This is a genomic window from Halalkalibacter oceani, from assembly GCF_023715705.1.
Taxonomy (GTDB): Bacteria; Bacillota; Bacilli; order Bacillales; family Bacillaceae_D; genus Halalkalibacter; species Halalkalibacter oceani_A.
This window is the reverse complement of the sequence record NZ_JAMBOS010000011.1, coordinates 30,427-44,920: the sequence shown is the minus strand read 5'-3', so window position 1 is coordinate 44,920 and position 14,494 is coordinate 30,427. Positions and strand designations below refer to the sequence as shown.

The window sequence follows — 14,494 nt, the reverse complement described above, 5'->3', positions numbered from 1 at the left end:
GTATACCGAGTGTTAAAGGAGGAGACAATTAACAATGAATACGACTATCACCAACCTGCTTTATGGATATGTGCGAGTCAGCGTCGATGGCGCTTACCCGGAGCGATTGCTCAATCGTTGCATAGAGGAAAAGATCACGATTTGGCAAATTCGCCGCATTAGCGAAAGTCGGATTGTTTTCTACATGTACGTAAAGGATGTCCGGCGGTTAAGACCGCTGTTGCGTCTGACAAGCTGTAATGCGACATTTATCCAGAAGCGCGGCGGGCCTTTCTTTTTCAAGCGGATGGTTGGACGTTCCGGCTTTGTCGTCGGTCTGTGCAGCTTCTTTGCGATCATGTTTGTCTTATCCAATATGATCTGGCATATCGAAATTAAAGGTGCTTCTCCACAAGTAGAGCATGAGCTGCGCCAAGTGATGACGGAAATGGGGATTAAGCCGGGCGCGTTTCACTTTTCGCTTCCCAGTGTCGAATTGATTCAGCGTGATGTGACAGAGGCGGTCGCCGGCGCGACATGGGTTGGTGTACGGAAAAAAGGGACGACCTTTGAGTTCGAAGTCGTTGAGCAACAACTGCCGGAGGAAGCGGAACGGCACAGCCCGCGTCATCTGATCGCGACAAAGGAAGCGGTCATTCACGATATTTTCGTTGAGCATGGCCAGGCAATGGTTAAGCCGAATGATTTTGTGCGCAAGGGCGATATTCTCGTCTCCGGATATATTGGAAAAGAAGATAAGGCGGAGATCGTACCGGCCCAGGCAATTGTACGTGGAGAAATTTGGTACAAGTCAACGGTTTCCATTCCACTTGAGACAGTGTTTTCGACATTGACCGGAGAAAGGCAGACGAAGCACTATCTGACCTTTTCCGACATTAGCGTGCCGATATGGGGCTTTTCCCGGCAAACGTTAGAGAATTATCAGCCATTTGAACAGGAAAATCCGGTTCGGATCTGGAAATGGACGCTTCCGTTGTCGTACAAGCGAATTGATTATTATGAAACAGATCAGTATGCACGTTCGTACACAAAGGAGGAAGCGATTGAAGCAGCGAAAGAACGGGCTCGTGTCGATTTAGTGAAACATTTACCGGAAGGAGCGGAAATCCTTGGCGAAAAAGTTTTGCACGAAGCCGTAGGGAATGGTAAAGTTAACTTACAGATTCATTACCAAGTACTCGAAGATATTACATCGGAGAAGCCGATTATTCAAGGAGATTGAGTCTATTGTCAGAAACGAAAACCATTCAGCTGGAAGTTAAGAATGCGAGCGAAACCCAGGCGCTTCTCGGTCCGAATGATCGACATTTAAAGCGGATTGAAGAATTACTGGCTGTCACGCTCGTCACAAGGGGAGAGGAAGTCCTGGTGACGGGGGAAGCAGAAAAGGTGGCGCTTGTTCATTCGATTCTTGCAGCTCTGATTGAACTGATTAGAAAAGGCATAACCGTCTCGGAGCGGGATGTGGTTTATGCCGTCCAGCTCGCTGAGGCGGATCGTCTTAATGAGCTGAATGAACTCTATAATGAAAAAGTTGCCGTGAACGTTAAAGGGAAGCCGATTATGGCCAAGACGCTCGGTCAGCGGCACTATGTGTCAGCTATTCAAAAGAAGGATATGGTTTTTGGAATCGGACCGGCTGGTACGGGGAAAACCTATCTTGCGGTTGTGATGGCTGTTACCGCTCTTAAAGAAGGGCTGGTCAAACGGATTGTGCTCACCCGCCCGGCGGTTGAAGCTGGCGAAAGTCTCGGTTTTTTGCCAGGCGATTTAAAAGAAAAGGTCGATCCTTATTTGCGTCCCCTTTACGATGCCTTACATGACGTCCTTGGCGTTGAGCAGACGGCCCGCTTAATGGAGCGTGGGACGATTGAGGTCGCTCCGCTCGCCTACATGCGGGGTCGGACGCTTGACGATGCGTTTGTCATTCTTGATGAAGCGCAAAATACGACGAAAGAACAGATGAAGATGTTTATTACCCGTCTCGGCTTCGGTTCAAAAATGGTAATCAATGGTGATTTGACCCAAGTTGATTTGCCTAAAGGCAAGAAGTCCGGATTGAAGGTCGCGATTGACATTTTAACCGCGGTAAAAGACATTGCCTTTATTTATTTGCAGCAATCGGATGTCGTACGCCACACGCTTGTTCAACAAATTATCCAAGCCTATGACCAAAGCGGGGACGAGTAAGGAAAAGTGGAAAGAGAAGACGTCTTTTTAGAGGAGGCGCTTTATAAGGAAGAGGCTGACTCGAAACTAGTTGTCATTGGCGCTGCTTGCGGAGATGACAGGGAGGCAGCCTCTTTCTTCAAAAGTAAAAAGGGATATTAAAGGAGAACCGGGGTGAAGGATCATGAGAAGACGCGCGCCGATAGATCAGCAAAAATGGTGGAAACAGCTACGTGACCATCAATATATTCGCACAATCCTTTTTTTTATCATGGGGATTCTTCTATACTTGCTTATGCTCGGAAGCGTAATTCCGGACACGCTCGATGTGCGCCTTTCGCAAATTGCCGATCGGGATATTCGTTCACCTATTACCGTAGAAAATAAAGTGGAAACGGAGCGGCGACAAAATGAAGCGATTGATGCGATCGCTCCAGTTTATGACCAGAAACGCGAATATGCGCAAAATCAGGTAGTAAAAGTCAATGACATTTTTGAGCTTGTCCTTCAGGTGAAAAGTGACTATGAGACTGCCGAAGCGGAGGCTGAGACGGAATCGGAGCTTTCACAGGAAGAGAAGCTGAATGAACAGCTGGCCCTTGTTGAGCAGGAGCTTTCGGATGGGACAAGCAATGATCTGAGCGAGGAAACATTGCTTACGCTACTTTCCGCATCGCCAACGCAGCTGCAAATTGCCAGGGAAGCGACGACCAATGCCGTATATGAGATTATGAGTGAGCGGGTCACGATTCGCGATCTCGCTGAAGCGAAGAGTGACGTCAGCAATCAAATTTCGTTTTCCACCGTCAGTAACCGTTTATTGCAGGCAATGGTGGAAATCGCCGAGTTTGCGATTATTCCAAACTACATTTATGACGCCGAAGCGACAGAGCGTCTGCGTCAGGAGGCGGCGGAAAGCGTCGAACCGGTGATCATCCGCGAAGGGCAGCTGCTCGTCGAAGAAGGAGAGATTATTAATCACGATCTCTACGAACAGCTTCGTCTTGTTGGATTGCTGGACGATTCCTTTAACATTTATCCGTATATCGGGCTGGCGCTGCTCGTCGTGCTTATCATGAGCATGCTTGCTTATTATGTAAATGAATCGCAGACCTCGGTCCAGCGCAATAACAGTCATCTGCTGATGTTTACACTGATTTTTATTTTGACGGTTTCCCTGATTAAAGTTACAAGTATTTTAGAAGTCTTTCAAGTTCAGGGGATTGGCTTTGTCGTTCCTGTTTCGTTAGGAGCGATGCTGATTACGCTTCTGATCCATACCCGGCTTGCGATTTTTACGAGCATTATCTTTGCCGTGATCGGCAGCGTCATTTACAGTGATCCGAACAGTGCCGGAACGTTTCATTTCACCTACGGCTTCTATATGCTGTTCAGCTCGTTCGCCGGTGCCTATTTCCTAAGCAGGTCGACGCGAATTTCACGGATCTTGCTGGCGGGACTGTTCGTTTCTGCGATTAACGTTATCGCGGTGGCATCTTTGCTCTTTTTGAAAACTGTGCAAAGCAACTGGATCGAGCTTGGCATGCATGTCGGATTTGCCTTTTTGTCAGGGTTTACGGCGGCCGTGCTGACAATCGGATTGCTGCCGTTCTTTGAGGCGGGCTTTGGCATTCTGTCGACGACAAAGCTGATTGAATTATCAAATCCGAACCATCCGTTGCTGCGCAAGATTTTAGTCGAGGCGCCGGGGACCTATCATCATAGCGTCGTCGTTGGGAATTTGTCAGAAGCGGCTTGCGAAACGATCGGCGAGAACGGCTTACTGGCCCGGGTCGGCTCCTATTACCACGATCTTGGAAAAACAAAGCGGCCTCATTTCTTTATTGAAAACCAGATGAAGATGGAGAATCCGCATGATAAAATATCACCACAGCTGAGTAAAACGATTATTATCGCCCATCCATACGATGGAGCCGATATGCTGCGGGAATACAAAATGCCAAAAGAAATTATTGATATTGCCGAACAGCATCATGGCACAACCTTATTAAAGTATTTTTACCATAAAGCGAATCAGGATTCCGACCATCCGTTGCCTGAGGAGCAATTCCGCTATCCGGGACCGAAAGCGCAAACGAAAGTAGCCGCGATCGTCGGAATTGCCGACAGCGTCGAGGCTGCCGTGCGGACGATTCAAAAGCCGACTCCTGATAAAATTGAGTCACTCGTGCGCAAAATCATCCAAAGCCGTCTGGAAGACGGGCAATTCGATGAATCGGACCTGACGTTGAAAGAGCTGGATAAAATCGCAGTTTCGATTTGTGAAACGTTAAAAGGGACCTTCCATCAACGGATTGAATATCCGGAGGATGTAAAAGGAAAGGGAGACAAAAAATGAAGCTAACTGTTGATATTAACGATGAAACGGCAACGATCACGGAGGTTCAGCAAAACCTCGTTAAGGAGCTGCTGGCGAAAACCGCCGAATTGGAAAAGGTGGAAGGGGAGACTGAGGTATCGGTCACATTTGTCAGCCTTGATCGTATTCAGGAGATCAATCGTGACTATCGCGGCAAGGATCAGCCGACAGATGTCATCTCATTTGCCTTAAACGAACAGGATGAAGAGGAGCTTGATGTCGTCGCTGAAGGGCTTCCAAATGTCCTCGGTGATATCATCATTTCGGTTTCCCATATCCGTTCCCAGGCAGAAGAATACGGCCATTCCTTTGAGCGGGAGCTTGGCTTTTTAACGGTACATGGAATGCTGCATCTGCTCGGCTATGATCATCTTAACGAAGACGAAGAGAAAGAAATGTTCTCTCGCCAAGAGGATATCTTGAGCGCCTATGGACTTTCGCGATAGAAATAGAAGAGGAGTCAAGCGGTTACTGGCAGCCTTTGCTTTTGCTTTGCAGGGAGTTCGTGATGTGATCACACATGAGAAGAATATGCAGCTTCACTTGATCATCGCAGCAGTTGTTCTTGCGCTGGCAGGTTTTTTAAGGCTCCCGCTTTTGCACTGGGTTCTTTTGCTCTTGGTGATAGCAGGAGTCTTTGCCTTGGAAATGATGAATACGGCGGTTGAACGGGTCGTCGATCTCTGCACGGAGGAGTTTCATCCATTGGCCAAGCGGGCAAAGGATATTGCCGCCGGTGCTGTCTTCACGTATTGTTTGTTTGCCGTCGTGATTGGTATCATCCTGTTTCTTCCGCCGATACTTCGATTGCTGAAATAGGACGGGCCGTTGATATCAAAGAGTCTGAGCGAAAGGAGCAACCTCCCGTGTGGAAGAGGTTTCAGAAAAACATTATTGCCGGTATCATCTTTTTATTGCCGGCTATTGCAACGATATATGTCTTACAGCTCCTGTTTGGACTGGTGGATGCTTTTCTCGGTTCCTTTATTACAGGAGTGCTGAAGGCGTTAAATATTATTACGACACATGATGGGCGCATTTACTTTCTTGGCGTCTATACCCCTTTCTCTGAACGGCTTCTCGGCATCGGGTTTGTCTTAACCATTCTTTTAGTTACCTGGGTTGGAGCAATGCGGCTTCAGGGGAGGGGAAAAGGAATCTTCGGCTCGATCGACCGGACATTCCGGAAAATCCCGATTGCCAATTCAATTTATACATCTGTAGAGCAGGTGATTCATGCGTTTGCCCAGGAGCGCACCTCGTTTAAAAATGTTGTGCTTGTGGAATATCCCCGTAAAGGTCTTTATACGGTAGGGTTTCAAACGGGAGAATCAAAAGGAGAGGTGCAACGGCTGACAACGAAAGATTGCATTAATATTTTTCTGCCGACCACGCCCAATCCGACCTCCGGCTGGCTCGTCCTTGTACCGAAGGAGGATGTGATTGTGCTCGACATGTCTGTGGAACAAGGCTTGAAGTTTATTATTTCAGGCGGAGTCGTTGTCCCTCCTGATCCAGGAGCGGTTGTTGATCAGATGGAAACACAAGTAGATGAAGCGAACATGGTCATTCATGTGCGCTCCAAGCGAAAGGATGAGAAAGAATGACCGACCAACAGCTAATTGCTGAAGCCAAGCTTGCCCGAGAGCAGGCGTACGTACCTTATTCAAATTTCCCGGTAGGAGCTGCGCTGTTAATGGCGGACGGCACGATTTATCACGGCGCTAATATCGAAAACGCCTCCTTCGGCCTTACCAATTGTGCGGAGCGGACCGCATTGTTTAAAGCATATTCGGAAGGAAACCGTGACGTACAGGCGATTGCCGTCGTGGCGGATACAAACCGCCCCGTCCCGCCATGTGGGGCATGCCGGCAGGTGATGGTCGAACTGTGCCGACCAGACACAAAAGTAGTGTTAACAAATTTACAAGGTGATACCGTCGAGATGACGGTGGCAGAATTGCTCCCCGGAGCATTTACAGCGGAGGATATGGATGAGTAATCAAACAAAATTTAAATCAGGCTTTGTCTCAATTATCGGCCGTCCGAATGTAGGAAAATCGACATTGTTAAATTATGTTATCGGACAAAAAATCGCGATTATGTCCGATAAACCGCAGACGACGCGCAACAAAATTCAAGGTGTCTATACGAGTAACGAAGCACAAATTATTTTTATCGATACGCCGGGCATTCATAAGCCAAAGCATAAATTGGGTGACTTCATGATGAAGGTCGCACAAAACACGCTTGGAGAAGTCGACCTGATTTTATATGTCGTTGATGCGGCTGAAGCGTTTGGTCCTGGTGAGGAGTTTATTATTGAACGCTTAAAGACGGCGGCTACTCCTGTTTTTCTCGTTATTAACAAAATTGACAAAATCTCGCCCGATGATTTGCTTGGGGTGATTGAGACGTACCGGACAAAACACGATTTTAAAGAAGTAATCCCGATTTCCGCTTTACAGGGCAACAACGTACCAGCTTTAATGGAGCAGATTACGGAATATCTTGACGAGGGACCGCAATACTATCCAAGCGACCAGGTGACAGACCATCCAGAACGCTTTGTCGTGGCGGAATTAATCCGTGAAAAGGTGCTCCATTTAACGCGCGAGGAAATCCCTCATTCCGTAGCTGTCAATATCGAGCAGATGAAGCGGCGGGATAACAGCGATACCGTTTACATCGGCGCAACGATCATCGTCGAGCGCAGTTCGCAAAAAGGAATTATCATCGGCAAGCAGGGAGCGATGCTGAAGGAGGTCGGCAAGCGGGCGCGGACCGACATCGAAACGCTGCTCGGCTCCAAAGTCTACCTCGAGCTATGGGTCAAAGTCCAAAAAGACTGGCGCAACAAACCAACCCACCTCCGCGACTTCGGCTTCCGCGAAGACGAATATTAGACCAAAAAGCCACAGGGCGCCTTATCCCTGTGGCTTTTTGGTCGAAGAGCGAGCGAAGCCGGCGCCGGGTTTTTAAAGGGGAGAAGCGCTTTTCTTCTCCCCGAGCGCCGCGAAGCCGCTCCAATTCGGAAACAGGGCGCTTTATCCCTGTGGCTTTTTGGTCTGGGCGAACAGCCATTGTTTTTTTAAAAGAAAACGATTATGATGAAAGAAAGCAAGAAAAATTTGTCATTGTGTCGTTGTCAAGAGCGGTCAATTAGCAATATTTCCTTAACATGATTACGGGTGAACAAGGTCATCATACAAGTATAGAGCGTTGACGTTTATGACGAAAGGTGGAAAACTGTTATGCTCGATTTTTCCTGGAAAATCTTTTCAATGACGGGTAATCTGGATACGTACTTGTTAATGAAAGAGCTTGAACGTGAGTCGGACGATCAGTTTGGACAAGAGGACACGGAGGAAAGTGAAGCATTTGACGCTCCAACCCATTAAAAGGTTTTGACACCTCACAATCAGACCGTGTGGTGAACCTCAATGATGCAAAAAGTAGAAGGAATTGTGATACGGACAACCGATTATGGAGAATCAAACAAAATTGTCACCCTATATACACGGGAATTCGGAAAAATAGGTGTCATGGCACGAGGGGCGAAAAAGCCGAAAAGCCGGTTAACGGCCGTGTCGCAGCTCTTTATTCATGGAACCTTTCTCTTTCAGAAAAGCAGCGGACTCGGGACGCTCCAGCAGGCGGAGATCATCGACTCCTTTAAAGATGTCAGGCACGATCTATTTTTGGCCGCCTACGCGGCCTACATCGTCGAAATGACCGATAAGCTGACGGACGAAAGGCAGCCGAATCCGGCGCTGTTTGACCTTTTGGCTAAGACGCTTCATTATATCGATGAAGGAATGGATCGCGACGTTCTGCTCTATATTTTTGAAATGAAAATGCTTGCGGTAGCCGGGATCCGCCCGGAGCTTGATCAATGTGCAAGCTGTGGCCGCGCCGATGAGCCGGCTGCCTTTTCAGTGAAGGAAGCAGGTTTTTTGTGTGGGCGCTGCTTGTATCGCGATCCGCATGCTTACCGTCTGACGACTCAAGTAGCGCGACTGTTACGGTTGTTTTTTTATATTGAGTTAGATCGACTTGGACAAATTTCCTTGAAGCCGGAGACGAAACAGCAGATGAAAACGATTATTTCCAGCTATTATGATGAATATTCAGGGTTGAAATTAAAGTCAAAGCGGTTTTTAGAGCAGCTGGAACGCATGGATTTCCCCTCCTCATAAATATTGACAGAGCAGTGGAAGTTCAGTTATGATGCTACTAAATGAATAATGTGCGCAGAAGGAAAGAAGTACTTATCAGCAGGTAAAGAAAGCGAACCTAGGATGGTGTGAGCTAGGGATTTAGCCTGATAAGGAAGGCACTCCGGAGCACGTAAGAGGAAAGTGATTTAAGCGGGAGAAGCCGCTTAAATAAGTAGGGTGGAACCGCGGGAAATAAGCTCTCGTCCCTATGTCGTATATCTGACATAGGGGCGGGAGCTTTTTGCAGTTTTCTTATTCGAATTTTTTCAAGGGGGTTTTATTGTGAATGTACAAACGATGATTTTGACCCTGCAACAGTACTGGTCAAAACAGAACTGCATGATTATGCAAGCCTATGATACCGAAAAAGGGGCCGGAACGATGAGTCCGTTTACGCTCTTGCGGACGATTGGTCCAGAACCGTGGAATGTCGCTTATGTTGAGCCGTCACGGCGGCCGGCTGACGGCCGCTACGGTGAAAATCCGAACCGGCTTTATCAGCATCACCAGTTTCAGGTAATCATGAAGCCGTCTCCTTTAAACATTCAAGAGCTATATCTTGACAGCTTGAAAGCATTGGGAATTGATCCACTGGAGCATGATATCCGTTTCGTTGAGGATAACTGGGAAAATCCGACGCTCGGTTGTGCCGGATTAGGCTGGGAAGTGTGGCTCGATGGGATGGAAATTACCCAGTTCACCTACTTCCAGCAGGTTGGCGGACTTGAAGCCAATCCAGTTTCAGCGGAGATTACATATGGACTGGAGCGGCTCGCCTCCTATATTCAGGATAAGGAAAATGTCTTTGACTTAGAATGGGTCGAGGGCTTTACCTATGGCGATATTTTCAAGCAGCCGGAATATGAACATTCGAAATATACATTTGAAGTGTCAGACAGCCAGATGCTGTTCACTCTTTTTGGAACCTATGAGCAGGAAGCGAAGCGCGCCTTGGACGAGAACCTTGTTTTTCCAGCCTATGATTATATTTTGAAATGCTCTCACACTTTTAATTTGCTTGATGCGCGCGGAGCGATTTCAGTGACGGAGCGCACCGGCTATATCGGCCGTGTCCGCAATCTCGCTCGTACTGCGGCGAGGATTTATTACGAGGAGCGGGAACGCCTCGGTTTTCCAATGTTGAAGAAGGAGGGAGAAAGCCATGAGTAAACAGGATTTTCTGCTGGAAATCGGAGTCGAGGAATTACCGGCTCGCTTTGTGACCAGCTCAATTGACCAGCTGCAGGAGAAAATGGAGAAATGGCTTGCCGATGAACGGCTTGATTATAACAACATACAAGCATTCGCCACGCCGCGAAGACTAGCGATTTTAATCGGCGGGTTGGCTGACAGCCAGCCGGATATTGAAGAAGAAGCGAAGGGACCAGCGAAGAAAATCGCGCTTGATGAGGCTGGAAACTGGTCAAAGGCGGCGCAAGGCTTCGCCCGAGGCCAAGGTGTGGCAACCGATCAACTTTTCTTCAAAGAGTTGAAAGGGGTCGAGTATGTGTACGCCAACCGCTTCATAGCCGGTAAGAAAACACGTGAGTTGCTTCCGGCACTGAAGGAGTTGATCTTAAGCCTTCATTTTCCAAAGAATATGCGTTGGGGAAGCCATGAGCTTCGCTTTGCCCGCCCGATTCAATGGCTGGTCGCGCTATATGGCACCGAGGTAATCCCGTTTGAGATCACCGGCATTGAGACGGGAACGACGACATATGGCCATCGTTTTCTCGGAAAGAAAATTGAACTGAAAGCGCCGAACGACTATGAGCAGGCTTTACTGGCGGAATATGTCATCAGTCGGCCCGAGGAAAGAAAACAGGCGATTCGCAGCCAGCTAGAGGAGATGGCGGCGGAGAAAAACTGGGTCATTCCAATTGACGAGGATTTACTGGAAGAGGTTCATCATCTCGTGGAGTACCCGACAGCGCTCTCCGGCAGCTTTGATGAGGAGTTTCTCGCTTTGCCGAAGGAAGTGCTGATTACCTCCATGCGTGAGCATCAACGTTATTTTCCGGTCGAGAATCAGCAGGGAGAACTTCTACCTTATTTCGTGACCGTCCGTAACGGTGACCATAAGCATTTGGACAATGTCGCGCGCGGGAATGAAAAGGTGCTGCGGGCCCGTTTGGCTGATGCTGACTTCTTCTATCAGGAGGATCAAAAGGTAAAGATTGAAGATGCTTTGAAGCGTCTGGAGAACATTGTTTATCACGAGGAACTCGGTTCAATCGGCGACAAGGTCAGACGGATTCAAGCTGGCGCTGATAAGCTGCTCCCCGCTCTGAAGACAGACAGCCGGACAGCTGAGGTGACACGGCGGACAGCGGAAATTTGCAAATTCGATCTCGTCACGCAGATGGTCTATGAATTTCCGGAGCTTCAGGGCCGGATGGGCGAAGTATACGCTGAGCTGGCAGGTGAGGAAAAGGAAGTTGCCCAGGCGATTAACGAGCACTATCAGCCACGCTTTGCCGGCGACGCGAGTCCGGCGACGCTTTCCGGCACGGTCGTCAGCATCGCCGATAAGCTTGATACGGTTGTGACCTGCTTTGCGATCGGTCTGATTCCAACCGGCTCGCAGGATCCGTATGCGCTCAGACGACAAGCGGCGGGAGTTGTGCAAATGGTTTCGGATCATCAATTGGAAGTCGAACTTGAAGACCTGGTTGACATCGCCTTAGCTGTCGCCGGAGAGCAGGAGCTGCTGAAGCGTCCATATCAGGAGCTTAAAGAAGAACTTGTTCAGTTTTTCGCGCTGCGGGTCAAAGCTGCCTTGCAGGAAAAAGGCGTCTCCTACGATGTGATTGATGCGGTGTTAACCGAGCGGATCGGTCATATTCCGACGCTCGTAAACAAGGCGCTGCTAATCGGGGAAAAGCACGACCAGCCTGATTTCAAGAAAGTTGTTGAAGCGCTCAGCCGAGTAACCAATATCGCCAAAAAAGCGAGCGGTACTGAGGAGATCAGCGAAGAGAAATTTGAGAAAAATGAGGAAAAAGAGCTGTATTCATCTTATTTGACGGTGAAAAGCGGTGTTCCGCAAGCATTGGCCGAAGGTAAGGTTGACTATGCTTATCAGCTGCTGGCTGACTGCGAACCGGTGATCCACCGTTATTTCGACCATATTATGGTCATGGCGGACGATGAAGAACTGAAGGCAAATCGTCTTGCGCAAATGCATGCTTTTGCAGAGGTGATTCGCTCATTTGCTCATTTTCAGGCGCTCGTGTTGTAAAGAGGAAAAGGCTCAATCGTTTTACTTCTGAGAATAATCATATATAATAATTTTAGATTAGAAGGGCACGGTGCGTGCTAAGGACGGTGAGTAGCTATCGAACTAACAAGCCGGCAAGAAACTATTGTGGAAATCGTCAAAAATAATGGTCCGATTACGGGAGAACAAATCGCAGAGCGACTTTCATTGACGAGAGCGACGCTGCGACCGGATCTCGCTATTTTAACGATGGCCGGTTATTTGGATGCCAGACCGCGGGTAGGATACTTTTACAAGGGCAAGTCAGGAACACAGCTATTAGCTGAGAAGGTCAAACATATATCGGTCAAGCATTATCAATCCCGTCCAGTTGTCGTACAGGAATCGGCATCGGTCTACGATGCGATCTGTACGATGTTTCTTGAAGACGTCGGTTCCTTGTTTGTCGTCGACAAGCAGGCGACGCTCGTCGGCGTCTTGTCGCGGAAGGACCTGCTTCGGGCAAGCCTTGGGAAGCAGAGCCTTGAATCGATTCCGGTCAGTATCATTATGACGAGGATGCCGAATATTACGGTCTGTAAAGCCGAGGATTTGATTATCGAAGTAGCCAAGAAGCTGATTGATAAGCAAATCGACAGCCTCCCGATTGTGACAGAGGTTGATTACGGTTCGGGCTTTGAAGTGACCGGCCGGATTACAAAGACGAATATCACCGCGCTTCTTGTTGATTTGGCGAATGACGAAATGATTTAATCAAGATGCTCGGACAATCAATTTTAGAAAGAAGCGAGGGAGGTCATGATGGAAGGAATAAAGCAACGTCCTGTCGTGTACGTCGTTTCCGATTCAGTTGGTGAGACGGCGGAGCTGGTCGTCAAAGCAGCGGCAAGCCAATTTAGCGGAGCAGGCTTAGAGGTTAGACGTATTCCCTATGTTGAAGATAAAGCAACGATTGAAGAAGTGATCATACTCGCCCAACAGGCAAGGGCGTTGATTGCGTTTACGCTTGTCGTTCCGGATATGAAGAATTATTTGCTGGCAAAAGCGAAGGAAGTCAATGTCGAGACAGTTGATATTATCGGACCGATGCTGGAAAAAATCGGCGTGATTACGAATGAGGAACCACGCTATGAGCCGGGGTTAATCTATCGGCTCGATGAAGATTATTTCCGCAAAGTCGAGGCGATTGAATTTGCTGTCAAGTATGATGACGGTCGTGATCCCCGCGGCATTGTCCGGGCCGATTTAGTGTTAATCGGCGTATCACGGACATCAAAAACGCCGCTTTCGCAATATTTGGCCCATAAGCGCTTAAAGGTCGCCAACGTTCCGCTTGTGCCGGAAGTGGAGCCGCCGCAGGAGCTGTTTTCAATCGCGCCGAAAAAATGCGTCGGGCTGAAAATCAGTCCGGAGAAGCTTAATGACATCCGCGCAGAGCGGCTAAAGGCGCTCGGCTTAAAAGCGCAGGCCAATTACGCCAATCTTGACCGGATTAAGGAAGAGCTGAAATACGCCGACGAAATTATGGAACGGATCGGCTGTCCAGTGATTGACGTCTCGAACAAAGCGGTCGAGGAGACGGCGAATCTGATTTCAAGTATGTTTCAGAAATAAATGAGGAAATCTCCCTGGAGGGGATGGCTGCTGTTGCTGCCCGTCTGGTAGGAGAACCCCGTCCCTATCAGACTCCAAAGTCTTGCAGCGGCTACGCGCATTACTTAGGGGGTGTGCCAAAAGGAAAAAACGTCCTTTTGGCACACCCCTTTTAATCTTTTTGCTAGTCAAAGGAGGAAATCTTGCGTATAATAAAGAATTGTGATTCTTATTGAATTTTAAACGCATAAATTGAAAAAGAACAAATAAATTTAAAAAGTCAAGACTTTTTCTTCGTTTTTTGGAAATGATAGTAAAGGTATAAGAGCAAATGAGGAATAAATTGGTTTGTTCGACAAAAATCAACGCATTTCTTTTATTTAAGGGCAGGATTTTTGAAGGAGGTGTTGAATTCAACTACCATGAATCCTTCATTGCAGACATTATATGTGGATGCTGATGCGTGTCCGGTGAAAAATGAAATCATTGACACGACTCAGGCTTTTCAGTTGAATGTTATTTTCGTGTCTTCTTATGCACATCATCTCAACGCACCGCCTTTCGTCAAAATTGTAACTGTGGACAGTGAGAAAGAAGCGGTGGATTTATATGTGATGAACCGAATAAGAAAAGGCGATCTATGTGTGACCCAGGACCATGCGCTCGCTTCCATTTTGTTGGCGAAGGGGGCTGACGTACTATCGCCGCGCGGCCATCTTTATGTAGAGGATACGATTGATCAAATGCTTGATGCTCGTTATGTTTCCCAAAAACAAAGACGTATGGGGGCGAAAACAAAAGGGCCAAAAGCTTTCACAAAGACAGATCGTTTGCGTTTTGCCCGGCAGCTTAAGGAAATTCTTGCAAAAAAAGCAGGAAGATCGCAAAAAAGCTCGAATGTTTAAAGACTTG

Annotated in this window: 15 protein-coding genes; all 15 read left to right on the top strand. The window is 47.9% G+C overall.

The window, feature by feature from the left end:
* Nucleotides 1–34 precede the first annotated feature (34 nt).
* Nucleotides 35–1,222 (top strand): sporulation protein YqfD, encoded by a 1,188-nt coding sequence (gene yqfD, locus M3212_RS12000; RefSeq protein ID WP_251194219.1) that lies wholly within the window; start codon nucleotides 35–37, stop codon nucleotides 1,220–1,222.
* 5 nt (nucleotides 1,223–1,227) lie between these two features.
* Nucleotides 1,228–2,190, top strand: coding sequence for a PhoH family protein (locus tag M3212_RS11995; protein WP_251194218.1), 963 nt, complete (start codon nucleotides 1,228–1,230; stop codon nucleotides 2,188–2,190).
* Between the two features lie 163 nt (nucleotides 2,191–2,353).
* Complete coding sequence (locus M3212_RS11990; RefSeq protein WP_251194217.1) at nucleotides 2,354–4,528, top strand: HD family phosphohydrolase; 2,175 nt, start codon at nucleotides 2,354–2,356, stop codon at nucleotides 4,526–4,528.
* A complete protein-coding gene (gene ybeY / locus M3212_RS11985; protein ID WP_251194216.1) occupies nucleotides 4,525–4,995 on the top strand; it encodes an rRNA maturation RNase YbeY in 471 nt (156 codons plus the stop codon). Before M3212_RS11990 ends, ybeY begins: the two co-directional genes overlap by 4 nt.
* Nucleotides 4,979–5,368 (top strand): diacylglycerol kinase family protein, encoded by a 390-nt coding sequence (locus tag M3212_RS11980; RefSeq protein ID WP_251194215.1) that lies wholly within the window; start codon nucleotides 4,979–4,981, stop codon nucleotides 5,366–5,368. The genes ybeY and M3212_RS11980 overlap by 17 nt, the downstream gene beginning before the upstream one ends.
* Nucleotides 5,369–5,415: 47 nt before the next feature.
* The gene (locus M3212_RS11975) at nucleotides 5,416–6,156 is read left to right on the top strand and encodes a DUF502 domain-containing protein (RefSeq protein ID WP_251194214.1); all 741 of its coding nucleotides are present in this window, start codon (nucleotides 5,416–5,418) and stop codon (nucleotides 6,154–6,156) included.
* Entirely contained in the window at nucleotides 6,153–6,551 is a 399-nt protein-coding gene (locus M3212_RS11970; RefSeq protein ID WP_251194213.1) for a cytidine deaminase, read from the top strand. The genes M3212_RS11975 and M3212_RS11970 overlap by 4 nt, the downstream gene beginning before the upstream one ends.
* Complete coding sequence (era, locus tag M3212_RS11965) at nucleotides 6,544–7,455, top strand: GTPase Era (RefSeq protein ID WP_251194212.1); 912 nt, start codon at nucleotides 6,544–6,546, stop codon at nucleotides 7,453–7,455. The genes M3212_RS11970 and era overlap by 8 nt, the downstream gene beginning before the upstream one ends.
* Before the next feature lie 348 nt (nucleotides 7,456–7,803).
* Nucleotides 7,804–7,950: a YqzL family protein gene (locus M3212_RS11960; protein ID WP_251194211.1), complete on the top strand. Its 147-nt coding sequence runs from the start codon at nucleotides 7,804–7,806 to the stop codon at nucleotides 7,948–7,950.
* Nucleotides 7,951–7,992: 42 nt separating this feature from the next.
* A complete protein-coding gene (recO, locus tag M3212_RS11955; protein WP_251194210.1) occupies nucleotides 7,993–8,748 on the top strand; it encodes a DNA repair protein RecO in 756 nt (251 codons plus the stop codon).
* 303 nt (nucleotides 8,749–9,051) lie between these two features.
* The gene (gene glyQ / locus M3212_RS11950) at nucleotides 9,052–9,939 is read left to right on the top strand and encodes a glycine--tRNA ligase subunit alpha (protein WP_251194209.1); all 888 of its coding nucleotides are present in this window, start codon (nucleotides 9,052–9,054) and stop codon (nucleotides 9,937–9,939) included.
* A complete protein-coding gene (gene glyS / locus M3212_RS11945; protein ID WP_251194208.1) occupies nucleotides 9,932–12,010 on the top strand; it encodes a glycine--tRNA ligase subunit beta in 2,079 nt (692 codons plus the stop codon). The genes glyQ and glyS overlap by 8 nt, the downstream gene beginning before the upstream one ends.
* 96 nt (nucleotides 12,011–12,106) lie before the next feature.
* On the top strand, nucleotides 12,107–12,742 hold the full coding sequence (locus M3212_RS11940; protein WP_251194281.1) for a helix-turn-helix transcriptional regulator: 636 nt from the start codon (nucleotides 12,107–12,109) through the stop codon (nucleotides 12,740–12,742).
* A 48-nt stretch (nucleotides 12,743–12,790) separates the two neighbouring features.
* Entirely contained in the window at nucleotides 12,791–13,603 is an 813-nt protein-coding gene (locus M3212_RS11935; protein ID WP_251194207.1) for a pyruvate, water dikinase regulatory protein, read from the top strand.
* 383 nt (nucleotides 13,604–13,986) lie between these two features.
* Entirely contained in the window at nucleotides 13,987–14,487 is a 501-nt protein-coding gene (locus M3212_RS11930) for a YaiI/YqxD family protein (protein ID WP_251194280.1), read from the top strand.
* Nucleotides 14,488–14,494 lie beyond the last annotated feature (7 nt).